Here is a 24,409-nt window from a genome sequence, read left to right on the forward strand (position 1 = left end):
CCCCCAAGCCCCAGAAGGCCAAGGTGGAGAAGCCCCGCCGCGAGAAGGCCCCCAAGGCGACCAAGCGCAGCTCCACGGGCTCGGTCATCGGGTCCTCCGTCCATCCCACCGTGGCCCCGGGGGCGCAGGGGGCAAAGGGCCCCGCCCTGCCCAAGGCCCCCGCCATCCCAAAGGCCCCCGCGCGGGCCCGCGGCGCCTCCCGCCCGCAGGGCTCCGCGCGCACGTCGCTCCTCGAGCGCGTCGCCAAGGCCCGGGCCGCCGCCAAGGCGTCCTCCGGGAGCGCCTCCCCGCGCGAGAAGCGCGAGCGCTACCAGCGCGGCCAGGCCCTCAAGGCGCTCGCCGTCGGGGCGGGGGCCCTGGCGTGCCTCGCGCTTGTCGCCGTCGTGGCGTTCTTCGTGCTGCGCGGCTCCTCGGTCTTCGAGATCACCTCCATCGAGGTCGAGCCGACGCTGCACGTCACCCAGGAGGACGTGAGCAACCTCGTCGACGTCCCGGAGGGCTCCACCCTGCTCAACGTGGACACGGCCTCCATCGAGGCCGCGCTCAAGAAGAACCCCTGGGTGGGCTCGGTGCGCTTTGACCGCGTCTTCCCGCACACGCTGCGGCTCACCATCTTCGAGCAGCAGGTCGACGCCCTCGTGATCATGAGCTCGGGGTCGCTTGGCTGGTACCTCGGCAGCGAGGGCGTCTGGATCCAGCCGGCGAGCTTCACCGTGCCCGAGGGGCAGTCGGTCGACGACGCGGCCCTCGCCCGTGCCATGGAGGAGGGGTGCGTGCTCATCACGGACGTCCCCGCCACGGTCTCGCCCGTGGCCGGCTCCACCGCGACCGACGACGTCCTCGAGGCGGTCGAGGAGTTCCGCTCGGGCTTCTCGCCCTCGTTCGCCTCCCAGGTGGTGAGCTACTCGGCCCCCTCGCCCGAGAGCGTGTCCTGCACGCTCAAGAGCGGGGTCGAGGTGCTCCTGGGCTCGCCGACCGAGATCGAGACCAAGGAGATGATCGTGACGCGCTACCTCGAGGAGCACCCCGGGACCATCACCTACATCAACGTGCGCGTGGTGACCAACCCCGCCGTCCGCCTCATCGACTCCGAGAACGTCCAGCCCGGAACAGGGGTCCTGAGCGAGGGGACCGGCGCATAGCCCGCCCCCGCGCGTCCCGGGATGGGCCGCCTGCCTGCGCTTTCCATGAAATCGCCAAACCATTTGACGGGCGTCGGGCAAGTGTGCCAAGATACATCGCTTTATCCCAAGCGTTGACGTGAACTTGAGCTTGAGGGTTTTGGTTCAGGGTTTGCGGGGCGCGGGAAGCACCGTCCGAACGCATGAAACGAAGCACGAAAGGCCCCTTTGAGGAGGACACGATGATCAAGGACACCGACACCCTCAACAACTACCTCGCCGTCATCAAGGTGGTGGGCGTGGGCGGCGGCGGCACCAACGCCGTCAACCGCATGATCGAGGAGGGCATCCGCGGTGTCGAGTTCGTGGCCGTCAACACCGACGCCCAGGCGCTCGCCATCTCCGATGCCGACATCAAGGTCCACATCGGCACGGACATCACCAAGGGCCTCGGCGCCGGCGCCAACCCCGAGGTGGGCAAGGAGGCCGCCGAGGACTCCCGCGACGAGCTCAAGGCGGCGCTCGCCGGCTCCGACATGGTCTTCATCACGGCCGGCGAGGGCGGCGGCACCGGCACGGGCGCGGCTCCTGTGGTGGCCGACATCGCCAAGAACGACGTGGGCGCGCTCACCGTGGGCGTCGTCACCAAGCCGTTCGCGTTCGAGGGCCGCAAGCGCTTCAGCTCCGCCATCGAGGGCATCAAGAACCTCTCCGAGAACGTCGACACGCTCATCGTGATCCCCAACGACCGCCTGCTCGACCTCTCCGAGAAGAAGACCACGATGCTCGAGGCCTTCCGCATGGCCGACGACGTCCTGTGCCAGGGCACCCAGGGCATCACGGACCTCATCACGGTCCCGGGCCTCATCAACCTCGACTTCGCCGACGTCTGCACCATCATGCGCGACTCCGGCTCGGCCATGATGGGCATCGGCACCGCCTCCGGCGACAACCGCGCCACCGACGCGGCCGAGGAGGCCATCTCGAGCCGCCTGCTCGAGGGCTCCATCGACGGCGCCACGCGCGTCCTGCTCTCCATCGCCGGCAACAAGGACCTCGGCATCCAGGAGATCAACGACGCCGCCGACCTCGTGGCCAAGAACGTCGACCCCGAGGCCACGATCATCTTTGGCACCGTCGTGGACGAGTCCCTCGGCGACCAGGTCCGCGTGACCGTCATCGCCACGGGCTTCAAGGACGCCAACGCCCAGCAGTCCCTCCCCACGATGACCGTCACCCGCCCGTCCGCCCCGCAGGCGCGCCCGACGAGCGCCCCTGCGGCCGCGAGCCGCCCGTCGTCCTCCTCGTCCTCCAACGACAAGGAGTTCGACATCCCCGAGTTCCTCAAGCGCAGCCGCATCTAGGATGCCCGCGCTCAGCAGACATCTGTCCTGCGGCGTGACCCTGCTTGCCGACGCCAGCGTCGCGGGCGGGGTCACGCTCGCGTTCACGGAGCGCACGGGCGGCGTCTCCGAGGCCCCCTTCGCCTCGCTCAACCTGGGGTCGCGCTGCGGCGACGACCCGTCGCGCGTGGCCGAGAACCGCCGCCGGGCCCTTGCCGCCATCGGCGCCGAGGGCCTTGCGGACCGGCTCGTGGTGCCGCGCCAGGTGCACGGGGAGCGGGTCGTCACGGTGCGCTCCGCCGACCCCGCGGAGCTTGCCGCGTCCCGTGCCGAGGCCGAGGCGGGCGCCGACGCCGTCGTCGTGACGGCCCCAGACGTCCCGGCGCTTCTGTGCTTTGCCGACTGCGTGCCCGTGGTCATCGCGGCGCCGGGCGGCTTCGCCGTCGCGCACTCCGGCTGGAGAGGGACCCTCGCGCGCATCGCCCGCTCGGCGGCGCGCGCCCTCATGGCCGAGGCCGGCGCCTCCGCGGACGAGCTCGTCGCCTACGTGGGGCCGCACATCCTCGCCGAGGACTACGAGGTGTCCGAGGACCTGGCCGCGCGCTTCTCCGAGGCCTTCGGGCCGGGCGCGGTGCCGTCGCGGCGCCACCTCGACCTCACCTTCTGCGTGACGCGCGCCCTCGAGGAGGCCGGGCTCGCCCCGTCCCAGGTCTGGGCGTGCGACGTCTCCACGGCGCGCGCGACGGACCGGTTCTTCTCGTACCGGGCGGAGGGCGGCCAGTGCGGCCGCCACGCGGCCGTGGCGGTGCTGCGGAGCCGCCCGTGGTCCTGGCCCGCCGGGACGCGGGCCCTGGAGGGGGAGGGGTCGCGATGAGACCTGACGCCACGTCCTACGGGCGCTTCCTCGCGGAGCGCCGCGCGGAGGTCCTCGCGCGCATCGAGCGCGCCGCCCGCCGCGCCGGCCGCGACGCGGCCGAGGTGGAGGCCATCGCCGTCTCCAAGACCGTGGGGCCCGACGAGGTGCTTCTCGCCCGGCGCGCCGGGTGGGGGGCCTTTGGCGAGAACCGCCCGCAGGAGCTCGGGCGCAAGCTCGAGGCGCTCTCGGGCCTGCCCGAGATGGCGGGCGCGCGCTTTGACATGATCGGCAACCTGCAGAAGAACAAGATCAACCAGGTCATCGGGCGGGTCGCGCTCATCCACTCGATCTCGTCGGAGCACCTCGCCGAGGCGGTCTCCACGCGCTGCGAGGCCCGCGGCATCGTGGCCGACGTGCTGCTCGAGGTCAACGTCTCCGGCGAGGCGTCCAAGTCGGGCTTTGCGCCTGACGAGCTCAGGGAGGCCGTGGAGCGCGTGGTGGGGCTGCCGGGCATCTCCGTGCGGGGCCTCATGACGATGGCCCCCGCCGGCAGCGCCGACGCCGCCCGCAGGACGTTCTCGGGGCTGCGCGAGCTCGCCGTCGAGCTGCGTGCCCGGACGGGCCGTGCGCTCGAGACCCTCTCGTGCGGGATGAGCGACGACTTCGAGGTCGCGGTGGAGGAGGGGTCCACCCTCGTTCGCCTGGGCCGCTGCGTGTTTGACCAGGGCTATGCCCTGAAGGGATAGGGACGACATCGCGCCGAGCGCGCGAGGGACAAAGGAGGAGAAGATGGGCTTCCTCGACTCGATCAAGGAGCGGCTGCGCGGCGGCGCGGACGAGGACTACTATGAGGACGACTACTACGACGACTACGAGGCCGAGGGCGACGCCTACGCCCGCGCGCGCGACACCCGTCGCCGCGACCCGGGCTCGAGCCCGCGCCTTCTGGGCAACACCCCGCGCCCCGAGGCCGAGAGCGTCTCGGTCTACACGCGCTCCGGCCGCCCCGTGGCGGCCCGGCAGGAGGCCCCCGCGCCCCAGCCGCGCCCGCAGCAGGAGGCGCGCCGCAGCTCCTCGCGCGACGAGACGAGCGTCATGAGCGCCGTGCCCTCCGGCTCCTCGCAGCCCGGCCCGCGCACCTTCTCGCGCGTGAACTCCGGGCAGCTGCCGCCCTACGTGCTCAAGCCCGTCTCCTATGACGACGTCCAGAGCGTCGTGCGCCGCGTGCGCACCGGCCAGCCCGTGGTCCTCGTGTTCCGCAACACCAACACCGAGACCGCCAAGCGCATCCTCGACTTCTGCTTCGGCCTCTCCTTCGGCATCGACGGCGAGGTCACCGAGCTCGGCGACCGCGTCTTTGGCGTCCTCCCGGCGGGCGTGGAGCTCTCGCGAGCCGACGTGGACAAGCTCGTCGCCGACGGCGACCTCACCCGATAGGGGGTCGCATGCTCGACGCAACGGTCTGCATCGTCGGCGCGGGGTCGATGGGCGGCGCCATCGCCCGCGGCCTGCTCGAGTCCGGCCTGATCGCGCCGGAGCGGCTGCGCGTGGCCGACGCCGACGCCGCGCGCCTCGACGACCTCGCGCACCGCGGGGCCACGGTCTCCCTTGACGCGCGCGAGCTCCTGGCCGCGGCGCCCGTTCCCGACGTGGTGCTGCTGGCGGTGAAGCCCCAGGTGCTCTTTGACGTCATGGCCTCCGTCTCCGACCTCGTGGACGGCATGCTCGCGGTCTCCATCGCCGCGGGCGTGGGCACCCCGGCGATCGCCGAGGCGCTCCCCGGCGCGCGCGTGGTCCGCGTGATGCCCAACCTGCCCGTGAGCGTGCGCTCCGGCGCCTCGACGGTCTGCGCGGGCCCCCGCGCGACGGCCGACGACGTCGAGCTCGCGCGCCGGCTCTTCGCCGCGCTCGGCGCGGCCTGCGTCGTGCGGGAGGACCAGCTCGACGTCGCGGGAGCCGTGGCGGGCTGCGCGCCGGCGTTCTTCTCGCTCTTTGTGGACGCGCTCACGCGCGCCGGCGTGCGCACGGGCCTTCCGGCCGCGGCCTGCCGCGAGCTCGTCGAGTCCACGATGCGCGGCACCGCCGAGCAGCTGCTGGCTGAGGGGTGCCACCCGCGGGAATACATGGAGCGCGTGACCTCTCCGGGCGGCACCACCGCCGCGGCGCTGCGCGAGCTCGAGCCGCTGCTCGTGGAGGGGGTCGAGCAGGCCGTCGACGCGGCGCTCGACCGCACGCGCGAGCTGGCCGGTCGCTGACGGAAGGGAACGCATGGGCTATCTCGTCCCCCTCATAGGGCGCCTCTTCAACGTCTATGAGGTGCTCATCGTCGCGTACTGCCTGATGTCGTGGGTGCCGCGCACCGGCTCTGGCCTCTTTGAGGACATCCGCGGCGCGCTCGGCATCCTCGTGGAGCCGTATCTGGGCTTCTTCCGGCGGTTCATCCCGCCGCTCGGCGGCATCGACTTCTCTCCAGTTGTGGCTATATTGGTACTTGGCGTACTCGAGCGTCTGCTCTACACCATCATTCTGTAGAATGCAGGGTAACGCGGACGCGCGGTACTGACGCGAGTCCTGGTAAAGGAAAGGGAACAGGAATGGCAATCACACCCGCAGACATCGAACAGCAGACCTTCTCTCCCTCCAAGCACGGCTATGACACCGAGGAGGTCGACGCCTTCCTCGAGCAGCTCTCCTCCGAGGTCGACGCGATGCTCCAGAAGATCGCCGACCTCAAGGGTCGCCTGACCTCCACCGAGCAGCAGCTCAACGCTGCCAACGCACAGATCGCCACGCTCGAGGAGCGCGCTGCCGCCGCGCCGGTCACCCAGGCCGCCCCGATGCCCTCCGACGCGCTCACCGCCTCCGAGCGCCAGATCTCCCAGGTGCTCATCGTTGCCCAGCAGTCGGCCGACAAGCTCCTCGCCGAGGCGCGCGACAACGCCGAGAAGATCCGCAACGACGCCGACGCCAAGGCCCGCGAGGTCATCCGCCAGGCGCTTGCCGAGAAGCAGCACGAGCTCGACGAGATCGACCGCCTCAAGCAGTCCCGCGAGGAGTTCCGCACGGAGTACAAGAAGATGCTCCAGCACTTCATCGACGACGCCGAGGCCGTCTTCCCGACGCAGGTGTCCATGAGCAGCGTCCCCAACGGCTCCACCGCCGCCCGCGCCGAGCGCCCGATCTCGGCGCCGACGCCCGTGACGCCGCCCGTCGCCCCCGCCGTGAGCGCCGCCGACTTCGGCGACCTCGACTAGCGACGCGCCGCACGCACGACCTGCCAGGGCCCCGGGCACGCTCCGGGGCCCTTTTTCCGTTTTGCGGCGTGGCCTCGCGCCGCGCGGTCTTCTCGGCGCTCTTCTCGTCCGCTGCGGGCGCGTGTGGGGGAGAGGAAGGTGCGAGGTGGGCCGATAAGCCGGGTTCTGTCGTGGGCGGCCATTTATCTAGGACGGACGTCACCGTCCGCCTCAAGCGCGCAACCCGAGCGCAGTGCGGGCCACACCATGGCGCTCCTATTTGCGTTTGCTCCGGATGGGGCTTGCCAAGCCGCCGTGTTGCCACGACGCTGGTGGTCTCTTACACCACCGTTTCAGCTTTTCCCTTTGCGTTTCGGCGCGCGCGGCGCCTCCTTCGCCAGTGGGAGTCTTCTTTTCTGCGGCGCTTTCCGTCGGGTTACCCCGCCCGGCCGTTAGCCGGCATCCTGCCCTGTGGAGCCCGGACTTTCCTCATGGCGTCCCGTTGCCGGGGCGCCCCGCGGTCGCCTGGCCCACCTCGCGCAGACGATTCTAGCATGACTCGGCAGGTTTTCCTGCGGGGCCGGGTGGTCTACAATAACAGGGCTCAATCGTCACCGCCCTCCGGAGGCCCGCCTCCGACGAAAGGTTCCCAACGTGGGTCTTCTCGACATGATGGGCTCCGCGCGCCCCGCCAAGCCCGAGGCGCTCAGCGTCCCCGCAGATTCCGACGCCATCCACGCCCCCGTCTCGGGGCGCCTGGTCCCGCTTGACCAGATCGACGACCCGGCCTTCGCGCGCGGGATGCTCGGGCAGGGCGTGGGGATCAGGGCCCGGGGCGACGTCGCCTTCTCGCCCGTGACGGGGACGGTCGTGGCCGACGTCAAGACCAAGCACGCCCTGCTCATCAGGGACGAGCAGGGGGCGGAGGTCCTCCTGCACGTGGGGATCGACTCCGTGAGCCTGCATGGGCGCGGGTTCAGGCTGTTCGTGCGCAAGGGCGACCGCGTCTGCGCGGGCGAGCCCGTGATCGCCTTCGACCGGCGCCTCCTCGAGGAGAGCGGCCTTGACGACACGGTCATCGTGACGGTCACCAACTCCGAGACCTTCGGTCCCGTCGAGCCGGTCCGCGAGGCCGGCGAGGTCGCTGCCGGGGCCGTTGTGCTCCGCGCCGAGCGCTGATGCCGGCCTCAGGCTACCTCACGCTCCGCCCGGGCGCCAAGGCGACGGGCGAGGTCGAGGACCGGCGCAGCCGCTTCATCGCGCAGCTCGCCCACGTGGGGAGCGAGGCGCAGGCCGAGGCCTTCGTCGCCGAGGTGCGCTCCCGCCATCACGACGCTCGGCACAACGTCCCCGCCTGGATTCTGGCATGCGGTCGCGAGCGCTGCTCGGACGACGGCGAGCCGAGCCGCACCTCCGGCATGCCCACGCTCGAGGTCCTGCGCGGCGCCGGGCTGGCGGACGTCTGCTGCGTGGTGACGCGGTACTTCGGCGGCACGCTCCTGGGCCCGGGCGGGCTCGTCCGGGCCTACACGGCCGCGACGCAGGAGGCGGTGGCGGCGGCCCTCGCCGCGGGCGACATTGTGGAGATGACGCTCGTGACGCCGGTGACGGTCCAGCTGCCGTACGCGCTCTACGACCGGGTGACGCGCCTGCTCGCCGACGCCGGGGGGAAGGTGTCCGACTCGCTCTTTGCGGAGGACGTCCAGCTCACGTGCGTTTTTCGGGCGGGGGAGGAGATGCCGTTTCTGGCCGCGCTCACCGAGCTTGCCAACGGCGAGGAGCTTGCGCGGGCGGGCGAGCCGCGTTTTGCGGAGTTCTAGCGACGACGCCGGTGGGGGTCGCGGCCGGGTCTGCGCGCCGGCGCGCCGGCCGGGCCTGAGTTCGTGCTTGCGCGCCGGCCGGTCCGGTCGATTAACGCACATAATCTGTTTTCAGAAGATATATCCCCAGGAGCGCGTGAGGGAAAAGTCAGATTATGTGCGTTAATTGACCGGACCGCACCAACGGCGTCCTCGCGGTGCCCGCGGACCGCTCACGCCCGCGCGCGTCGCAAAAGAGCCCCGGGCCGCGGCACAGGGTCCGCGGCCCGGGGCTCTTCTCGTCCGACGCCCGGCGTCCGGCGCCGGCGCGCCGGCGGGGCTAGTCCTTCCGCGGGAACGCCGCGGAGACCACGCTCCACGGCTCCACGTCCACGACCTCGGCCTCGTCGTAGCGGCGCAGCCACTCCTCGGGCACGAACTCGCGGCGCACGACGACCTCGCCGCCGTAGGTGCGGTACCACTCGGCGCTTGCCACGAGGTAGCCGTCCTTGCAGGCGTCCTCGCCCCAGCTGTTCTCGATCCGCCAGGCCTCGGGGCGCCCGTCCTCGCCGAGCTGCACGCCCTGGAAGGTCATGGCATGCGTGGTGCGGGTCTCGCGGTTGCGGAGCATGTCGGCGCGGCTCATGGAGAGGTCAACGCCAAAGAGCCCCTCGACGTCCATGGTGTCGCAGGCCAGGACCCCGGGGAAGTCCTCGAGGCGCCGCCCGAACTGCTGGGAGACGTCGCAGGCCATCCAGCACGGCACGCCGGCCCGAAGCGACGCCACCGCGGCGTCCTCGAGGACCTCGACGGGCACGTTGAACATGTGGATGGCGGGGCCCTCCGCCGCGGCCTCGGTGCGCAGCGGGTGGTAGATCCGCCCGAAGGGGTACTCGGGCAGGTCCACGTTCACGAGCTCGACGAAGTCGTCCGGGTCAAAGGGCACGTAGCGCTCGGCGAACTCGCGCGGCGTGATGCCGCGGTCCACGAGCATGCGCCGCGGCCCCCCGTCCGCTCCGTCGCGCTGGTCGGCGCGGTCGTCCCCCTCGACCTCCACGAGGCGCGCGGGGTCGACGGCGCAGTGCCGGCCCACCGGCAGCGCCACGTCGATCGTGCGGGGCGGCTCGCCGAGGCACACGGAGAGCACCTGGTGGCACTGGGCGACCATGCGGTCCTTCTCGGCGCGCAGCTCGTCTGTCCCGGCACCCTCGGCGGCCCGGCGGCGCAGCTCGCAGGCGCTCTTGCGGAAGAGGCGCTCGAGCTGGGCGTTCATCTGGTCGGCGTCCTTGGTGCAGGCGCTCTCCGGCATGGCGTCCTTGGGGACGAGGCCCCACTTGCGGATGATGCCCATGGCGGCCGGGTAGTAGCCGCCGTCGCCCATGGCGTGCTCGAGCAGGCCCGAGACCTCGCGCGACTCGACGGGCAGCGCGGCCGTCTCGATGATGCGCTCGAGTCCCACGTTGAACTTCTCGAGCTTGTCGTAGAAGAAGCCAAAGGCCTGGGAGAACTCGAAGTCGTCGACGTCGAGCAGGCGCATCGTGGCCGCGCGGGCCACGTTGAAGGCGGCGAACATCCAGCAGCGCCCGGAGTGGCGCTGGTTGGTGACCTTGCCGGTCCTGGGCCGGCTCACGCCAAAGGTGTCGCGGTACGCGCGCATGGCGGTCACGCTGCGCGCGGCGGGAAGGACGTTGGCGGAGGTGACGGCGTTTCTCGCCACGCGGTTGGCGCGGTCCTTCGAGAAGGACGCCGTGAGCTCGTCGACTGCCTCGGGCGCGAGCGCGCCCGCACGGGTGTCTTCCATGTCCTCCTCCTAGCGCGCGCGGGCGAGCGAGCCCATGGGGTCCCAGGGCGCGAGCACGCGGGCCTCCTCGGTCTCGTAGATGGCGCGCTCGTCGTCCGTCAGGTACTTCTTGTCAACGACGACCTGGTAGACGTACTCGTCGAACCAGGGGTCGGAGAGGGTGTCAAAGCCGTTGCGGCCGTGCTCTGCGCCCCAGCTGTTCTCCACCTTCCAGAGCGTGGGCCGCCCCTCGGCGTCGAGGTTCACGCCCTCGAGGACCATCGCGTGGGTCATGAGGGACTCGCCGTAGTCCAGGCGCTCCGCGCGGTCCATGCAGCCCTCGACCTCAAAGCCAAAGAGCGCGTCGACGTCCAGCGCGGCCGTGTCCATGATGCCCTCCTCGCGCAGGTAGCTCTGGCCCACGTCGCAGCCAAACCACACGGGCAGGTCGTCGCGCAGCTGCGCGATCGCGCACTCCTTGAGGCGCTCGATCGGAAGGTTGAGGTAGCGCACGCCGCCGTCCTCCACCACGTTGCCCAGGCGGCTCACGGTGTAGGCGTGGCCGAAGGGCTTGTCGGCGGTGGGGGCGGAGATGAGGCTCACGTAGTCGTCCACGTTCATGCCCACGGCGGTCTCGAAGAACGCCGCGGGCGTGAAGGTGCCGGAGAGCGCCAGCTTGTCGTTCTTGTCGCGAAGGCGCACCTCGAAGGTTGCAGGCGGCTCGCCGAGGCAGGTGACGAGGAGGTGGTAGACCTCGCCCATCATCTCCTTCTTCATCTCCTCGAGCTCCCCGCGCGCCACGCCGGCCTCGGCGCTCTGGCGCAGGCGCTTGGCGGCGCCGCGCAGGTAGCGCGTGAGGTAGGTGTCCATCTCGCGCGTGTTGCGCGAGCAGGCGGTCTCGGGCATGGCCTCCTTGGGCACCACGCCATACTTCCTGACGAGGCTCCTGAACATGTCCCACTGCCCGCCGTCGCCCACGGGGTCGGCGAGCAGGTAGCTCACGAGGCGGCCGTCCAGCGGCTCGCCCAGCGTGTCGAGGACGTTCTCGAAGAACCAGTTGCTCTTCTCGAGCTTGTCCCAGAAGAGGGGGTAGGCCTGGCTGAGCTCGAAGGTCTTGAGGTTGTACTTCTTGATGACGCGGTAGCGCATGGTGTTGAGGCTCGCGAACATCCAGCAGCGGCCGGACCGCTCCTGGTTGCAGCGCTCGCCCTGCGTGACCTCCACGTCAAAGGTGAGGGCGTTTCTGGCCACGCCCTCGGGCACGCGCGCGGCGTCGCGGATGCCGCTTGAGCTCACGGCGTTCTTGGCGACGACGTTGGCGCGCTCAGAGAAGAACTCCTCGTGCGCGCAGGCGAGGTCGTCGGGGGTGACGGATGCCATCTCGTCCATAGTCGGTACCTCCCGTTCGTCGGTCAACAAACGCGTTCGAGCATAGCACTCATGGCAGGCGCGACCGGCCGCCCGTCGCGTTTTTCAGCTTCTGTCGGGGGCGTCGGGTCGGGCTGCTAGAATTTGGCGAGAAGAACCTGGAGCGGGGAGGGGGCCACATGGACGCGACGGAGGCGAGGCTCGCCCGAGAGCTGCCCGGCTACGCCCGACGCGTGCTCGGCGCCCTCGAGGCCGCGGGGCACGAGGCCTGGGTCGTGGGCGGCTGGGTGCGCGACGCGCTGCTCGGTCGCCCCGGGCATGACGTCGACGTGACCACGGCGGCCCCGTGGCGGGAGACCGCGGCCGTGCTGCGCGCGGCGGGGATGACCGTCCACGAGACGGGCACGGCGCACGGGACGGTCACCGCCGTCGTGGAGGGGCGCCCGGTGGAGACGACCACCTACCGCGTGGAGGGCTCCTACTCCGACCGCCGCCACCCCGACGAGGTGCGCTTTGTGACGGACGTGCGCGAGGACCTCGCCCGGCGCGACTTCACCGTGAACGCCATGGCCTTCCATCCCGAGCGCGGGCTGCTCGATCCCTTTGGGGGGCGCGAGGACCTTGCGGCACGGGTGATCCGTGCGGTGGGGGAGCCGCGGCTGCGCTTTGAGGAGGACGCGCTGCGCGTGCTCCGGGCGGTGCGGTTTGCGTGTCGCCTTGGGGCGAGGATCGAGCGCGGGACGCAGCGGGCCCTTGACGCGTGCGCCCCGGGCCTCGCCGCCATCGCGTCAGAGCGGGTGGGGCAGGAGATGGACGGCATCCTCGCCACCGGGCGCGTGGCCTGGGCGCTTCGCCACGAGTTCGCGGTGATGCGCGCGGCCGTGCCCGAGCTCGCCCCCATGGAGGGCTTTGACCAGCGGAGCCCCTATCACGCCTACGACGTGCTCGAGCATACCGCCCGGGTCTGCGCGGGCGTGGAGGAGGCGACGGGAGGGCTGCCCTCCCCGGCGCTTCGCTGGGCCGCGCTGCTCCATGACGTGGCCAAGCCGGCGTGCTGGAGCGTTGACGACGGTGGGCGCGGCCACTTCTTCGGGCACCCCGGGGAGGGCGCGCGCGTCACGCGACGGGTGATGGGGAGGCTCGCCCTGCCCAGGGAGGTGGTTCGGGCCGCCGCGGCGCTCGTGCTGCTGCACGACTTCGAGCTGCGCCCGACGCCGTCGTCGACGCGCCGGATGCTCTCGGAGCTGGAGGCCGCGGCGCCGGGGCAGGCGCGGCCGCTTGCGTTTGCCCTGCTCGACCTCAAGCGGGCGGACGCGCTGGCCAAGGCGCCCGCGTGCCGGGGCTACGCGGCGGAGCTCGACGCCATGAGCGCGGCGCTGCGCCGCGAGCTGGCCGGCGGCGGCGTGTGGCGCGTGCGCGACCTTGCCGTGAGCGGGGCGGACGTCATCCGGGAGCGCGGGATCGAGCCGGGGCCAGGCGTGGGCATGGTGCTCGCGCAGCTGCTCGAGGCCGTGAAGGCGGACGAGGTCCCCAACGACCGCGAGGCGCTGCTCGCCTGGCTGCGGTGGTAGGGAAGGCTGCCGGCACGCGGGCGCCCGCGTGGCGGCCCGTTGCCTCGGAGCGCGGGAGACGCGTGGCCACGGCTTCCATGGTCACTCGTTCCACGGTCACAACTTCTCCAAAAAAATGAGTTGCACACGAGGGGCCAATGCCGTATAGTGTTTCTCCGCGCTGAGAGGCGCAAGAAATGGCAAATTGGGACTTCGTCTAGTGGTAGGACAACGGATTCTGGTTCCGTCAGCGGGAGTTCGACTCTCTCAGTCCCAGCCATTTGCCTTCTCAATTGCATATGTGGCCCGTTCGTCTAGCGGTTCAGGACGCCGCCCTCTCAAGGCGGAGATCACCAGTTCGAATCTGGTACGGGCTACCATTTGGCCCGTTCGTCTAGCGGTTCAGGACGCCGCCCTCTCAAGGCGGAGATCACCAGTTCGAATCTGGTACGGGCTACCAACAAGACCGCAGGTCAGGGGATACGTCCTCTGGCCTGTTTTCTTTTGAAGCCTCATCTCTCCTCCTTCGTGGGACACAATCTGGACACAACGGGGACCGGGACACAATCCGGGACGCAATCGCCTTAGACCGCGACCCTGAGAGTTCCTTCCTGCCTTGCCTGCTCGCTCGGCGTTTCGGAGAACAGGCTGCCGATGAGCTGAGCCGCCTGGGCGTCATTCTCGGGCAGCGCGTGGGCGTAGAGGTTCATCGTCAGGGTCGCCGAGGCGTGGCCGAGCCGGTGCTGGACGGTCTTCATGTCCATGCCGCCGGCGACGAGCTGCGTTGCCTGGGTGTGCCTGAGCTCATGGAACTTCAGGCCCTCGAAACCGTGGGCCTTCGTGAAGGACCGCCACCAGCGCGAGAAGTTCGTCGGGGCGATGAGGCCGCCTTTGTCGTTGCAGCAGACGGGTGTGTCCCTCGTCTGGTCGAGCGACAGAATGGCGAGCTCTTCTCGCTGGAACTGCTTCCACCGCCTCAGGTGCTCTATGGTCTTCTCGTCCACGGCGATGACGCGCTTCCCCGCCTCGGTCTTGGGCTCCTTCACCTCACCGTAGGTCGTGACCGACTGGGTGACGCGGATGGTTCCCCGTGCGAAGCTGATGTGGCCCCACGTGAGACCCAGGACCTCTCCGCGTCGCATGCCGGTTGCGAGACCGATGCGTGCCGCCATGACGTTGCCGATGCTGGACAGGCCTCGCAGGTAGCTCCGCTCCGAGGTGTCGCCGCGCTTCTCCTGCCGTTCCTCGATGGCGTCGCGGGACGCATACGCCTCGTCCTCTGCCTCGTCGATGGTCGCGAGCAGCTGACGTGCCTCGGCGGTGGTGAGGGAGCGGCGGTCCGGTGTGTCGCATCGCGGCGCCTTGACCTTCTCGGCGGGGTTGCGCAGGATGAGGTCGTAGTCCACGGCACGCGAGAGGATCTGCTTGAGCAGCTTGTGGATCATGTTCATGGTGGTGCCGCTGCACTTGCCCTTCTCCTCCGTCTTGTCCCAGCGCATCTTCATGTAGAGCCCCTCGATGGTCTGGGCAGTGATGTCGCGAAGCCTGATGGCCCCAATGTAGGAGCACATGTCCTCGATGATGGTGCGCTCCCGGCGCAAGCGCGTCTTGCTGATCTCTGCCGCCGTCTCGCGAGCTTGCTGCCATTGCTCTGCGAACTCGGCGAAGGTCATCTTGTCGGCGTTGGCCGAGAGACCGTTCTCGAGGTCTGCCTTGAGTTGGTCGCGCAGCTTGCAGGCGTCGGACTTGGTTCCCTTGATGTTTCTTGAGACCACGTCGCGCTTGCCGGTGATAGGGTTCGTACCGAGGTCGATGCGGACCTTCCAGTGCTTAGGGGCGTAGCTGGTTCCGTCGGGCTTCTTTACCTCCGTAATGCTTCCGTCTCCTTTTGCCATTACATTCACCTCCTTGGTTGGCGAGCGTCGTGAGCAGGTCTTTTGCTATTCCATCACGCCCCTATGGGGCGGGGTGGGCATTGATGGTGATTTCATTTCTACTGAGCATTCGTTCAGCGGTTGTAACAGCTATGCCAGCTGCAGCGGATGCCTCCTTTAGATTCATGTGCTCCTCGTTTACGAGATGGGCAAATCTGAGGGCTCGTTTGTACTTCCGCTTGCACGTATCGTTGCAATACTGACGTTTCGACCCACGCTCTTTTGTAACGATGATGGGAAGCCCGCACGCCTTGCACCTCGTTACGCGAGAATCGCGGAAGGTCTCTGTAAGGCAGAGCCAGAACGAGGTGAAGTTTGTGTCTGCTTGTGGTGCAAGTATCCCGTCTCGTGTTTGAATCCGAAGGCCCTGAATGCACGGGCGGATAATCATGTCTATAAAGAAGAGTGCTCTTTGGGGACCATATGAAATCTCTTTTCTGAGATTGCCTCCAAAGAAGGACATGACAGGGTAACGCTTGCTCGGATCTAGGGACGAAGCCATCTCTCGCTGGCTAAAGAGGTAGAGCTTCTGTTTTTGAATCTGGTGGGCTGGGGCAAAGGACAGTGCGACATGGGGACAGAAGAAGGATCCATCTGAATCTAGGTACCCCATTTTGATGAGATCGTCATCGCTTAACCCATGGTCTTTAAACTCGGCGTAGAGGCTCTTCTCTGCGGCTTCGCAGTGGTTGGTACCTCTAATGACGCGGGATAGGGTGTTTGAAGAAGCCAGGAAGTTGAGATCAGCGCTCTCGTGGTTCTCGGTGCCACCTCTCCCGAATCTAACGCCAAGGTTTTCAAAGTTCTCCTTGGAGCATGCGTCATCATCAACGAGCCGCTTGAGGGTGAGAACCAATAGGATGAGCGCCCGCGTGTCGGACACCGCCTTTAGCTCATCATCAAAATCAGGGTGCTCCCAACTTTTTCTCCAGCTCATGAATGGAAACCATTGGGCGGTGAACTCCCTGAGCTTGCTCGGAGAATCAGCATTTATAAGCTCGTTGAGGGCATCCTCATCAGGGGTTTTAACTCCGCGTCTTGTTCCGGTCTCTTCATCAAAGTCAATCCACTGGCGATGAAGTGTTATCTCAGTAAATGCGTTCATTGACACCCCTTTAATCATTCTTATCAAGGGAAATGACACCCGTATAATAGATGTATACGGTGACATACGTCAACACCAAAAGGAAGGTGAATCATGGAGTTGACCAAGGAACAGATCACTGCAAGGCGGGAGAGACTCGGCCTGTCGAAGTCCGCCTTTGGGCGGGAGTCGGGGCTGCACGTCTCCACGATCTCTCAGATTGAGAACGGCCATCTCGTCCCGTATCCCGGGCAGGTCAAGAAGATGCTCGCTGCGTTCGAGCGACTCGAGGCGAAGGAGCGTCTCCAGAAGGTGGCGTCGTAGCCATGGGGCGTAACCATCCAGTTTGCCAGTCCGGTTCGGATGGAGCGGCTCCAGGGTCATCTGTTGAGATCTTCTCGGCATACCCCGACCTGCTGACACCCGCGCATATTTCGGAACTGACCGGGTTCACGGTTGAGTACGTGCGAAAGCTCTGTCGAGAGCACAAGATCCCCGCCGTGCAGGTGGGCGGCAGACAGTGGTTCGTGCCGAAGCCGCGATTCGTTGAGTATGTGATGGGCGGTGGCGCATGACGGGAAACGACGAGCGCAGACAGATGGCGCTCCAGCTCGCGGACCATCACGGATTTGCAGTGTTCACGCTTGCTGCCTGTGCGAAGGAGCCACATAAGGGCTCGCATGGCTTCAAAGATGCGACCAGCAATGCAGCTATCATCGAGGCGATGTTCGCCGCTCACCCTGACAGCAATATTGCTGTTGCCTGTGGTTCCGTCTCCGGCAACATTGGCGTCATCGACCTGGACGTAGCTGAGGACGGATCCTTCGACGGGCGTGAGGAGCTTGCTGAATGGCAAACGGAACACGGTAAGTTCCCAGATACAGCGAGCGCGGTGACGGGCAGAGGCGGAACCCACCTCTACTATCGATTCCCTGATGGAGCGCCAGACTCCTACAAGAACGAGAACTCGCACGTGGACTTCCGTGGTGAGAAGGGCTATGTCATGCTTCCCGGATCGATTCATCCCAACGGACGGGAGGTCTTTTGGGATGTGAGCCCCGACGAGTGTGAGATAGCAGATGCAGACGAGAACGTGCTTGCTTTTGTGATGCAGCATCGCCCCGGTACTGACGGAGCGATGGCAATCACGGAGGGCGAGAAGGCGCGGAAAGCACCATTCAGGCTGCCTGAGACGCTTCACGAGGGCGCGCGAGATGAGACAATCTACCGCTTTGCATGCTCGATGAACTCGAAGTGCACGCCGAAGGACGTCGCGCTTGCGGCTGCCCGCGCATATAACGAGAGCCACTGTGTGCCGTCCTTGCCGGACTCGATCATCGTCCAGAAGGTTAACAGTGCCTATCGTCATCCGCCTGGAACGTCATGGAGAGGTTCCGTCGATGACGGAGGCGTTAAGACAATCAGCGGGGAGAGCATATGGAGCAACCCCCATCTCGAAGCCAAGATCAACAAGGACGGAGACTGTGTTGGTTTCTATGCCCCTACCGTGCCGGCTCTCGCTTGGTGGATGCAGGAAGACCCCGGCCTTAAGGGGGTGCGTCTAGAGCGTATGAGCCAGCAGGTGGTGGCTGAGGATGGGCTCCCATGGGCAGCAGAGACAAAGCTCTGGCGTCCGGTTGACGATGACTACCTCTTCGCGCGCATGCAGGAGCGCTACAAGTTTGATGGGAGATCGCTCGTACGCTCGGATAAGAACGTGTTTGCGGCCTTCTCGATCTTTTCGGATGGCAGGAGCTTCGACGCCCTTACCGATATGCTCGATGCGCTGCCAAAGTGGGACGGGACTCCCAGGAAGGATCTTCTGCTTGTTGAGTGTCTGGGCGCGGAGGACACTCCATACGTTCGGGCGGTGACGGCGCTCCTGCTGAGAGCAGCTGTCGCGCGTGCGTATCAGCCGGGCTGTAAGTACGACTACATGGTCGTTCTGCAGGGACCGCAGGGAATCGGCAAGTCAACCCTCCTGCGCCGGCTTGCGATGCGCGACGAGCTCTTCGTGGACGATGTGAAGAACATCGGGACCAAGGAGGCGCAGGAGCTTATTCAGGGGCGCTGGTTTGTGGAGCTTGCTGAGCTGGCAGCGTTCAAGGGCAGGCAGGTCGAGACCCTGAAGTCGTTCATTACGAGTCAAACCGACAGCTATCGGGTGCCCTACGCCAAGCGTCCCGTGCAGCTGCCTAGGCGTTGCGTGCTCGTGGGCACGACCAATCTGGGCGAGTACCTAGAGGACCCTACGGGCAACCGACGCTTCATGCCGGTTCGTTGCGGAGGGGGCGCGGCACGGAACATCTTCGCGCCGGACTTCGCTGAGTACGTTCAGCAGGTGTGGGCAGAAGTGCTCGCTGACTATCGCGTGAATCCCAACTGCGGCCTCGTGCTTCCGAGGTCGGTAGAGAACGAAGCTAATGCCATACGTGAGCGTGCGACCACTGAGGATCCGTGGATAGGGCTTATCGGAAGATACCTGTTGAGAAAAAAACAGGGAGAGCCCGTGTGCACGATGCAGATTCTTGTCGAGGCCATCCAGATACCCCGCGAGGGCGTGAAGAAGGGGGACAACATGCGCGTTTCAAACATCATCACTCGCTGCTTCCCCGAATGGAAGCGCTGCCCGAGCAATCGCATCGTAGAAGGCTATGGCTCGCAGCGGGCTTTTGTTCTCAAGACCCCAGAAGAGCTTGAGACTGAGCGTAATGGTGTTCAGGGACGTTTGCCGGGTGTTTGACGTGTTGGGCTGCGGAAACGAACACCCTAAACACCTGAACACCTCATTGTGGAGTGTCGGGGATGATGGTGGGGAGAGAGGCCCTGTAGGAGTGCGAGGGGTAATCCTGAGTTTGTCGAGCTCCGGTGTTCAAGGTGTTTTCTCGCTGGTCAGACGCGCGAACACTGTGGACACCTCGAGTAGTTTTCCAGCAGTGGTGTTTTTCGTGGGCGATGATGCGGCGTGAGCGTGTGGACAACTGGACAGAATGACGTGATCCGCGAGCTGGGGCATCGGGGAGCCGCTGCCGTGCGCGAGGAGATCCGCCGGCGCTACGGCGTGGAACGGAGCGTCCGTGCCATCGAGATGCAGGCATCGCGGATTCACGCGAGTCTAAGAGTGCTCTCGGTGTGCCCGCAGTGTGGAGCAGTCGGGGTACGCCTGAACCGCCAGAGTGGGATGTGCCCACGCTGCACGGAGGAAGCGCACGTTGCCGAGGAGAGGGCGTTCAACGAGATTCTGCGCCGCGAGGCCGAAGGGTGCGAGGAGGGACCGGAGATTGAGGCTGCGCGCCGGGAGTATGCGCGGCTACGGCAGCAGAACTCGCGGCTCATGCGCAAATTTGGGCTCAAGGGTAAGCGGGAGCGAGAGTGACGCGACACAATCTCACGTAGGGTGTGGGGTTACGACCGAGCTTCAGGAAGCGCCACCGTGAGGGTGGCCAGAGACTTGTCGAGGCCTCGCATCCGCGCGCGGCCCTCTCCTCCATTCTTTGTGACATCTCCGGACAATGAGCCTGTACGAATGTGAATTTGTCACGGAGGGAGGTGCCCGGCATGAGGGCAAAGCTCACCGAGGAGCTGATTCAGCAGATGGCCTCGCTCAAGGGCGATGGCCTCTCAAACAAGGATATCTGCCGGGCGGTGGGCATTCACGAGGCAACGCTGTACCGCTGGCTCTCCAAGCCGAGCGGGAGGCTGCATCGCGCGTTAGGCGAGTCGCTAAAAAAGGCAGAAGCTGACTACAAGCGGACGCTGCTCACCACCATCCGCGAGGCGGCTACCAAGAAAAACGGCCAGTGGACGGCGGCCGCGTGGCTCCTGGAGCGCAAGTACCCCGACGAGTATGCACAGGCAACCCGCGACAAGGGCGAGCGCGCCGAGGCGGCCCCGCAGATCGTGCTCGGCGTGGCCGTGGGCGCGGCGAAGCCGGGGGCCGATGAGGGTGAGGACGTCGATGATTAGCGCCGCCGACCTCTGTATCCCGCGCTTCCACGACGTGCTCGGTGACGTCATGGCGCATGGGCATACGCACTACTGGTTGCACGGAGGCCGAGGGAGCACGAAGTCGAGCTTCATCAGCCTGTGCATCGTTCTTCTCGTTGTGGCTTTTCCCTATGCGAACGCCTGTGTGGTGCGGCGCTTCTCCAACACGCTGCGCGACTCGGTGTACCAGCAGGTGCTCTGGGCGATCGAGGCGCTGGGGCTCTCGGCGTACTTCAAGGCGAAGCTCTCTCCGATGGAGATCGTCTACCTGCCCACGGGGCAGCGCATCGTGTTCCGCGGGGCGGATGACCCACTCAAGCTCAAGGGCGTAAAGTTCACGCGCGGATACTGCGCCATCACGTGGTTCGAGGAGCTTGACCAGTTCGACGGCATCGAGGCGGTTCGCTCGATACTCAACTCGCTGCGTCGCGGTGGTGAGGACTTCTGGATCTTCTACTCCTACAACCCGCCCAAGACGATGTGGAGCTGGGTGAACGTTGAGTGCATCGAGCGGAAGCGGCGGGCGGACACGCTCGTCAGACACTCGTCATACCTCGACGTGGTGGAGACGCGCCCGGGATGGCTCGGCGCGCCCTTCGTCGAGGAGGCGGAGTACCTGCGCGAGGAGAACGAGCGCGCGTGGCGCTGGGAATACCTCGGCGAGGTGACCGGGACGGGCGGAGCGGTCTTCGACAACATCGTGGAGGCGAGGCTGACCGACGAGCGTGTACGAGGTTTCGAGCGCATTCGCAACGGCGTGGACTGGGGTTGGTTCCCCGACCCGTGGCGCTTCGTGCGCTGCGGCTGGGAGCCGGACGCGCGCAGACTCACGGTCTTCGAGGAACACTCGGCAAACAAAATGATGCCTGCCGACACGGGGCGCATCGTGGTGGACGCGCTCACCTATGCCGACGAGCCGGGCGCGGAGCCCTACTTCCACGACCAGATGGTGTGGTGCGACGACACTCCCGACTCGAAGGTGCAGATGGCAACCTGGCGGCGCGAGCTCGGCATCCGCGTACACCCTGCGAGGAAGGCGCGGATGCGGAGGCTCTCCTATGACTGGCTTGCTGGTCTGAGGGAGATCGTCATCGACCCCGCGTGTTGCCCGAGGACGTTCGAGGAGTTCACCTGCAAGGAGTTCCTACGCGACCGTGATGGGCGCTGGATCGACGAGATTCCTGACGGTGATGACCACTCCATCGACGCGGTGCGCTACGCGATGATGGATGACGTGCTGAGAGGGTGAGGGACGTGCTTCTCGGCATATTCAGCTGCCAACTGAAAACGCGAGGTAGCGGACGTTCTTCTCGCCAGCTTAAACGTAGGGAGGACGGACGATGCGATGTGCCGTTGATGGGCGGGCGGGATTCTCGGCATCAAAAGCTAAAGCCTGAGGGGCATGAAGGGGCTGTGCGGAAGCGTGTGACGGAAGTAGCGCGTTCTTCTCGCCAAGCGAATGAAAAGGAACGAAGGCTGGACGGGCTGCCAGGAGAGCCGGTTGGGCGCGAGCGATGGAGGGCGATGTAGGTGGGGCAGGCGTACGAGGAGGAGTACTGGGTGCCTGAGCATGTGCGGGAGTACCTGCGGGCGCTTGGGTTCGTGCTGCCTTTGGAGGCGATGGAGCCGTACATTCGCTTGTGGCATGAGTGGATGCAGGCGTGTGGTTCGTTCTACGACTACAAGGACACCGATGGCGTGGGGCGCCTGTACGAGGTGCATAGGCGCTCGATTCACCCGGCGATGCGGGTGTGCCGGGAGTGGGGGTCGCTGCTGCTCAACGACAAGACGCAGGTGGTGTGCGGGGCGCAGGGGTGCACGGACTGGCTGGAGGGGTTTCTCGCCCAAAGCGGCTTCATGGCGGCAGCGCAAGCGACCGTGGTCAAGGCATTTGGCATGGGGACGGGTGCGTGGGCGCTCTGGGTGGACGCGGACGCGGGGAGCGTGCGCATTAGGCACTACGACGCACGCATGGTGATTCCGCTCACGTGGGACGAGGAGGGCGTGACGGAGTGCGCGTTCGTCACGCGGGCGTTCTGGCGGGGGCGCGCGGTCGACCAGCTGCAGATGCATCTCAAGGGCGGTGGGACGGACTTCTCGGCCGCATTGTCCTTCTCGCCTAATGAGAGCGCGGGGAGGGGCGGGTACCGGATCGTCACGGTGTGCTTTGACGAGCACGGCAACGAGGTCGCGCCTGCGGGCGTGTGCCCCGTGTACGAGACGGGCTCTCCCTATCCCACCTTCGCCATCGTGAAGCCGGCCGTGGACAACACGCGCGTGGACATGAGCCCGTACGGGCAGAGCGTGTTCGCGGACGCGGTGGACGCTATCCAGGCGGTGGACCTTGCCTTTGACGCGATGATCTCGGAGATCGACAACGGCAAGATGCGGGTGTTCCTCAGTGACGTGATGTTCGACCAGGAGACCGACGGCAAGGGGCGCAAGGTCTCGATACCGTTCGGGCGGCAGGACTGTACCGTGTTCAGGAAGGTGATGAGCACGGAGGACACGATTCAGGAGTTTGCGCCGGCGCTGAGGACTGACGCTCAGGTGAGGGCGTTCAGGTGCGCGCTGCAGATGCTCGGCGACCTGACGGGCTTCGGCCTGGGGTACTTCGACTTCGACGGCGCGGGGTACGTGAAGACCGCGACGGAGGTCTCGGCTGACAACTCGGCGCTCATGCGCAACATCCGGCGGCACGAGCATGCCCTGGAGGGCGCGATAGCGGGCATCTGCCGTGCGGTCATGGCCGCGTCGCGCTCGCTCGGGGTCGAGCTCCCGGACGAGGGCGAGGTGCGCGTCACGTTCGACGACAGCATCATCACGGACACGAGCGCCGAGAAGCGCCAGGACATGGTCGAGGTGGGCGTCACCATGAACGCCTGGGAGTATCGGCAGAAGTGGTACGGCGAGGACGAGAAGACGGCCAAGGCGCGTGCCCGTGGGCTCGCGAGGGGCAAGGCTTCCAATGGTGAGGATACCTAGCGTTCGCTCCAGAGGAGGAAGTCGACCTTCTTCACGGGGGTGAGCCAGGCGTAGTCGGGAAGGAGCTCGTCGAATAGCCTGATGTTCCTCTCGGCGTCATACGTGGCAAGGTAAGTCTCGTACCAGGAGACAATCTTCCCGTACACCTCGACGGCGTTCTCGAGCTTGGCCTGCGCCGTCGTTCCCTTGAGCCTCAGGCCGAGCCTTGCGAGCACCAGGCTGTCCCATATCGGCCTGTCGGGGTGGAGCGTGGCGATCATCTTGCTGGTGAAGGACGCCTCCACATTGCCCGTGAGCTCGTGCATCTCGCGCAGCACGTCCCCGAACGCCATGGAGGGGGTGGCCTTCTCCCTCTCCATGATCGCGTAGTAGCTCGACTGCCACTCCGCGTTCCTGCGCACGCGGTAGAAGCGGTTGTAGAACCGCTGGAAGTCGGCGTCGGAGCTGACGTCGGTCTCGCGCACGGTGCGCTGTATGCGGGCGTAGCCCTCGAGCCCCCACGCCCGCACGAGGGATGACTGGATGGCCGCACGGCCGTCTATGGTGGTGGGCATGGCCATGGGGCTCGCCTCGCTTTCGGTGGACGATTGCAGGAGCAATTGTAACGGCTGGGGCGGCGTCTTCCGTCGGGGGAGGCGGTCTTCAGGTGCGGCGGCGTCCGGGGTGGCATGTGGCATCGGGTGGGCTGCCAGGAGCCCGCAGGCGCTCTCTGTGGAGCTGGCGAGTTCGGGGGTCGCAAGAGGGGCTGTCGCGGCTCTGGGACGGCTTCTGGCGGGCGCTGCTGGGCGTCGGCTGCTGGTGGAGCGGCTGGGAGGCGGATGCCGGTGGCGTGTGGTGGCTGCTGAGTTGCCGCCGCAGTGAGCCTTTGCCGCCCGCGCTGGCTGATGGACTGGACGGGCGCGGACGAGCGCGTGACGGCAGCAGACCGGACGACCGCGCGTAGGGTGTGCGCCGCTGGCCGGGCGTGACGCACGCTGACCACGCGCCCCCGTTGACCTTGCATTAGGCCGGACGGCGGCGTAGGGCGGGCTGAGCACGCGGCCGGAAGCAGACCGCGAAGCGGGCTGCTGTAGGCGCGTATGCGAAGACCGACCGGAGCCGACGGCTGGCCGTACGGGAGACTCCCATGGGCGCGTGGGCTGCGTGCGGCACGAACGGCCCGAGCGCACACCCGGAGCGCGGGCGGCCGGGCTGCGGACAACCCGAGGTTGGTAGCGCACGGCCAGGCCAGCAGCCAGAGATGGCGGCAAAACAAATTCGAGTAAGCATGAGTCGCAGGTTGAGACATTTGGCAAGTGGCCTGTCGTGGACAGGGTCAAACCGACAGATGGCCCAAGCCATACCTCGCCGGACACTCTTTACTGGTAAA

Annotated in this window: 23 protein-coding genes, 3 tRNA genes and 1 other RNA gene; 21 read left to right on the top strand and 6 right to left on the bottom strand. The window is 66.8% G+C overall.

Features of this window, described 5'->3' with window-relative positions; translation table 11 throughout:
* From B5F84_RS05870 to B5F84_RS05905, 8 genes are all read left to right on the top strand, one after another.
* A partial coding sequence (locus tag B5F84_RS05870) for an FtsQ-type POTRA domain-containing protein (protein WP_087321816.1) occupies positions 1 to 1,142 on the top strand: 1,142 nt, incomplete at its 5' end.
* Positions 1,143 to 1,363: 221 nt separating this feature from the next.
* Entirely contained in the window at positions 1,364 to 2,485 is a 1,122-nt protein-coding gene (gene ftsZ, locus B5F84_RS05875; RefSeq protein WP_204205518.1) for a cell division protein FtsZ, read from the top strand.
* A 1-nt stretch (position 2,486) separates the two neighbouring features.
* Complete coding sequence (locus tag B5F84_RS05880) at positions 2,487 to 3,338, top strand: polyphenol oxidase family protein (RefSeq protein WP_087321818.1); 852 nt, start codon at positions 2,487 to 2,489, stop codon at positions 3,336 to 3,338.
* Positions 3,335 to 4,066: a YggS family pyridoxal phosphate-dependent enzyme gene (locus tag B5F84_RS05885; protein WP_087321820.1), complete on the top strand. Its 732-nt coding sequence runs from the start codon at positions 3,335 to 3,337 to the stop codon at positions 4,064 to 4,066. Before B5F84_RS05880 ends, B5F84_RS05885 begins: the two co-directional genes overlap by 4 nt.
* Positions 4,067 to 4,109: 43 nt before the next feature.
* Entirely contained in the window at positions 4,110 to 4,757 is a 648-nt protein-coding gene (gene sepF / locus B5F84_RS05890; protein WP_087321823.1) for a cell division protein SepF, read from the top strand.
* Between the two features lie 8 nt (positions 4,758 to 4,765).
* Positions 4,766 to 5,575 (top strand): pyrroline-5-carboxylate reductase, encoded by an 810-nt coding sequence (gene proC, locus B5F84_RS05895; RefSeq protein WP_087321825.1) that lies wholly within the window; start codon positions 4,766 to 4,768, stop codon positions 5,573 to 5,575.
* Positions 5,576 to 5,588: 13 nt separating this feature from the next.
* Entirely contained in the window at positions 5,589 to 5,852 is a 264-nt protein-coding gene (locus tag B5F84_RS05900) for a YggT family protein (protein ID WP_087321827.1), read from the top strand.
* Positions 5,853 to 5,914: 62 nt separating this feature from the next.
* Positions 5,915 to 6,574 carry a DivIVA domain-containing protein gene (locus B5F84_RS05905; RefSeq protein ID WP_087321829.1) on the top strand — a complete coding sequence of 220 codons (660 nt, stop codon included), beginning with the start codon at positions 5,915 to 5,917 and terminating at the stop codon, positions 6,572 to 6,574.
* A gap of 138 nt (positions 6,575 to 6,712) precedes the next feature.
* Here the strand turns inward: B5F84_RS05905 and rnpB are convergent.
* An RNA gene (gene rnpB / locus B5F84_RS05910) (RNase P RNA component class A) lies at positions 6,713 to 7,090 on the bottom strand.
* A gap of 117 nt (positions 7,091 to 7,207) precedes the next feature.
* Here rnpB and B5F84_RS05915 point away from each other — a divergent pair.
* Positions 7,208 to 7,732 carry a glucose PTS transporter subunit IIA gene (locus tag B5F84_RS05915; protein ID WP_087321831.1) on the top strand — a complete coding sequence of 175 codons (525 nt, stop codon included), beginning with the start codon at positions 7,208 to 7,210 and terminating at the stop codon, positions 7,730 to 7,732.
* Positions 7,732 to 8,373, top strand: a complete 642-nt coding sequence (locus B5F84_RS05920) for a YigZ family protein (RefSeq protein ID WP_087321833.1) — start codon at positions 7,732 to 7,734, stop codon at positions 8,371 to 8,373. The genes B5F84_RS05915 and B5F84_RS05920 overlap by 1 nt, the downstream gene beginning before the upstream one ends.
* 319 nt (positions 8,374 to 8,692) lie before the next feature.
* Here the strand turns inward: B5F84_RS05920 and B5F84_RS05925 are convergent, their stop codons facing one another.
* Together B5F84_RS05925 and B5F84_RS05930 are read right to left on the bottom strand one after the other, a co-directional pair.
* Positions 8,693 to 10,153 (bottom strand): C1 family peptidase, encoded by a 1,461-nt coding sequence (locus tag B5F84_RS05925; protein WP_087321835.1) that lies wholly within the window; start codon positions 10,151 to 10,153, stop codon positions 8,693 to 8,695.
* Positions 10,154 to 10,162: 9 nt separating this feature from the next.
* Positions 10,163 to 11,521, bottom strand: a complete 1,359-nt coding sequence (locus B5F84_RS05930) for a C1 family peptidase (RefSeq protein WP_087321838.1) — start codon at positions 11,519 to 11,521, stop codon at positions 10,163 to 10,165.
* Between the two features lie 158 nt (positions 11,522 to 11,679).
* On the opposite strand from B5F84_RS05930, the gene B5F84_RS05935 reads away from it, so the two are divergent.
* From B5F84_RS05935 to B5F84_RS05950, 4 genes are all read left to right on the top strand, one after another.
* A complete protein-coding gene (locus B5F84_RS05935) occupies positions 11,680 to 13,071 on the top strand; it encodes an HD domain-containing protein (protein WP_087321840.1) in 1,392 nt (463 codons plus the stop codon).
* A 185-nt stretch (positions 13,072 to 13,256) separates the two neighbouring features.
* Positions 13,257 to 13,330, top strand: a tRNA-Gln gene (locus tag B5F84_RS05940).
* Positions 13,331 to 13,353: 23 nt separating this feature from the next.
* A tRNA-Glu gene (locus B5F84_RS05945) sits at positions 13,354 to 13,430 on the top strand.
* A 3-nt stretch (positions 13,431 to 13,433) separates the two neighbouring features.
* Positions 13,434 to 13,510: transfer RNA gene (locus B5F84_RS05950), tRNA-Glu, on the top strand.
* Positions 13,511 to 13,634: 124 nt separating this feature from the next.
* On the opposite strand, the gene B5F84_RS05955 is transcribed toward B5F84_RS05950, so the two are convergent.
* Together B5F84_RS05955 and B5F84_RS09465 are read right to left on the bottom strand one after the other, a co-directional pair.
* Positions 13,635 to 14,945: a site-specific integrase gene (locus B5F84_RS05955; RefSeq protein ID WP_087321841.1), complete on the bottom strand. Its 1,311-nt coding sequence runs from the start codon at positions 14,943 to 14,945 to the stop codon at positions 13,635 to 13,637.
* Between the two features lie 61 nt (positions 14,946 to 15,006).
* Entirely contained in the window at positions 15,007 to 16,089 is a 1,083-nt protein-coding gene (locus tag B5F84_RS09465) for a hypothetical protein (protein WP_143786061.1), read from the bottom strand.
* A gap of 93 nt (positions 16,090 to 16,182) precedes the next feature.
* Between B5F84_RS09465 and B5F84_RS05960 the strand changes: the two genes are divergently transcribed.
* From B5F84_RS05960 to B5F84_RS05990, 7 genes are all read left to right on the top strand, one after another.
* Complete coding sequence (locus tag B5F84_RS05960) at positions 16,183 to 16,392, top strand: helix-turn-helix transcriptional regulator (protein WP_087314198.1); 210 nt, start codon at positions 16,183 to 16,185, stop codon at positions 16,390 to 16,392.
* A gap of 2 nt (positions 16,393 to 16,394) precedes the next feature.
* A complete protein-coding gene (locus B5F84_RS05965; protein WP_087314196.1) occupies positions 16,395 to 16,643 on the top strand; it encodes a helix-turn-helix domain-containing protein in 249 nt (82 codons plus the stop codon).
* Positions 16,640 to 18,811, top strand: a complete 2,172-nt coding sequence (locus B5F84_RS05970) for a VapE domain-containing protein (RefSeq protein WP_087321843.1) — start codon at positions 16,640 to 16,642, stop codon at positions 18,809 to 18,811. The genes B5F84_RS05965 and B5F84_RS05970 overlap by 4 nt, the downstream gene beginning before the upstream one ends.
* Before the next feature lie 288 nt (positions 18,812 to 19,099).
* Positions 19,100 to 19,444 carry a hypothetical protein gene (locus B5F84_RS05975; protein ID WP_239378276.1) on the top strand — a complete coding sequence of 115 codons (345 nt, stop codon included), beginning with the start codon at positions 19,100 to 19,102 and terminating at the stop codon, positions 19,442 to 19,444.
* A gap of 182 nt (positions 19,445 to 19,626) precedes the next feature.
* The gene (locus B5F84_RS05980; protein ID WP_087314190.1) at positions 19,627 to 20,034 is read left to right on the top strand and encodes a transposase; all 408 of its coding nucleotides are present in this window, start codon (positions 19,627 to 19,629) and stop codon (positions 20,032 to 20,034) included.
* Positions 20,027 to 21,304, top strand: coding sequence for a phage terminase large subunit (locus B5F84_RS05985; RefSeq protein ID WP_087314188.1), 1,278 nt, complete (start codon positions 20,027 to 20,029; stop codon positions 21,302 to 21,304). Before B5F84_RS05980 ends, B5F84_RS05985 begins: the two co-directional genes overlap by 8 nt.
* 281 nt (positions 21,305 to 21,585) lie before the next feature.
* Positions 21,586 to 23,040 (top strand): hypothetical protein, encoded by a 1,455-nt coding sequence (locus B5F84_RS05990; RefSeq protein ID WP_087321845.1) that lies wholly within the window; start codon positions 21,586 to 21,588, stop codon positions 23,038 to 23,040.
* Here B5F84_RS05990 and B5F84_RS05995 read toward each other — a convergent pair.
* Complete coding sequence (locus B5F84_RS05995) at positions 23,037 to 23,600, bottom strand: hypothetical protein (RefSeq protein ID WP_087321847.1); 564 nt, start codon at positions 23,598 to 23,600, stop codon at positions 23,037 to 23,039. The genes B5F84_RS05990 and B5F84_RS05995 overlap by 4 nt on opposite strands.
* Between the last annotated feature and the right edge of the window lie 809 nt (positions 23,601 to 24,409).

The organism is Olsenella sp. An290, assembly GCF_002159535.1.
Taxonomy (GTDB): Bacteria; Actinomycetota; Coriobacteriia; order Coriobacteriales; family Atopobiaceae; genus Thermophilibacter.

What these genes read in the sequence shown, in the direction of transcription:
- B5F84_RS05935 (WP_087321840.1), top strand. Translation starts at nt 11,680, where the DNA reads ATGGACGCGACGGAGGCGAGGCTCGCCCGAGAGCTGCCCGGCTACGCC.
- B5F84_RS05880 (WP_087321818.1), top strand. Translation starts at nt 2,487, where the DNA reads ATGCCCGCGCTCAGCAGACATCTGTCCTGCGGCGTGACCCTGCTTGCC.
- ftsZ (WP_204205518.1), top strand. Translation starts at nt 1,364, where the DNA reads ATGATCAAGGACACCGACACCCTCAACAACTACCTCGCCGTCATCAAG.
- B5F84_RS05905 (WP_087321829.1), top strand. Translation starts at nt 5,915, where the DNA reads ATGGCAATCACACCCGCAGACATCGAACAGCAGACCTTCTCTCCCTCC.
- B5F84_RS05925 (WP_087321835.1), bottom strand. Translation starts at nt 10,153, where the DNA reads ATGGAAGACACCCGTGCGGGCGCGCTCGCGCCCGAGGCAGTCGACGAG.
- B5F84_RS05955 (WP_087321841.1), bottom strand. Translation starts at nt 14,945, where the DNA reads ATGGCAAAAGGAGACGGAAGCATTACGGAGGTAAAGAAGCCCGACGGA.
- proC (WP_087321825.1), top strand. Translation starts at nt 4,766, where the DNA reads ATGCTCGACGCAACGGTCTGCATCGTCGGCGCGGGGTCGATGGGCGGC.
- B5F84_RS09465 (WP_143786061.1), bottom strand. Translation starts at nt 16,089, where the DNA reads ATGAACGCATTTACTGAGATAACACTTCATCGCCAGTGGATTGACTTT.
- B5F84_RS05920 (WP_087321833.1), top strand. Translation starts at nt 7,732, where the DNA reads ATGCCGGCCTCAGGCTACCTCACGCTCCGCCCGGGCGCCAAGGCGACG.
- B5F84_RS05960 (WP_087314198.1), top strand. Translation starts at nt 16,183, where the DNA reads ATGGAGTTGACCAAGGAACAGATCACTGCAAGGCGGGAGAGACTCGGC.
- B5F84_RS05885 (WP_087321820.1), top strand. Translation starts at nt 3,335, where the DNA reads ATGAGACCTGACGCCACGTCCTACGGGCGCTTCCTCGCGGAGCGCCGC.
- B5F84_RS05930 (WP_087321838.1), bottom strand. Translation starts at nt 11,521, where the DNA reads ATGGACGAGATGGCATCCGTCACCCCCGACGACCTCGCCTGCGCGCAC.
- B5F84_RS05900 (WP_087321827.1), top strand. Translation starts at nt 5,589, where the DNA reads ATGGGCTATCTCGTCCCCCTCATAGGGCGCCTCTTCAACGTCTATGAG.
- sepF (WP_087321823.1), top strand. Translation starts at nt 4,110, where the DNA reads ATGGGCTTCCTCGACTCGATCAAGGAGCGGCTGCGCGGCGGCGCGGAC.
- B5F84_RS05970 (WP_087321843.1), top strand. Translation starts at nt 16,640, where the DNA reads ATGACGGGAAACGACGAGCGCAGACAGATGGCGCTCCAGCTCGCGGAC.
- B5F84_RS05995 (WP_087321847.1), bottom strand. Translation starts at nt 23,600, where the DNA reads ATGGCCATGCCCACCACCATAGACGGCCGTGCGGCCATCCAGTCATCC.
- B5F84_RS05980 (WP_087314190.1), top strand. Translation starts at nt 19,627, where the DNA reads ATGAGGGCAAAGCTCACCGAGGAGCTGATTCAGCAGATGGCCTCGCTC.
- B5F84_RS05965 (WP_087314196.1), top strand. Translation starts at nt 16,395, where the DNA reads ATGGGGCGTAACCATCCAGTTTGCCAGTCCGGTTCGGATGGAGCGGCT.
- B5F84_RS05985 (WP_087314188.1), top strand. Translation starts at nt 20,027, where the DNA reads ATGATTAGCGCCGCCGACCTCTGTATCCCGCGCTTCCACGACGTGCTC.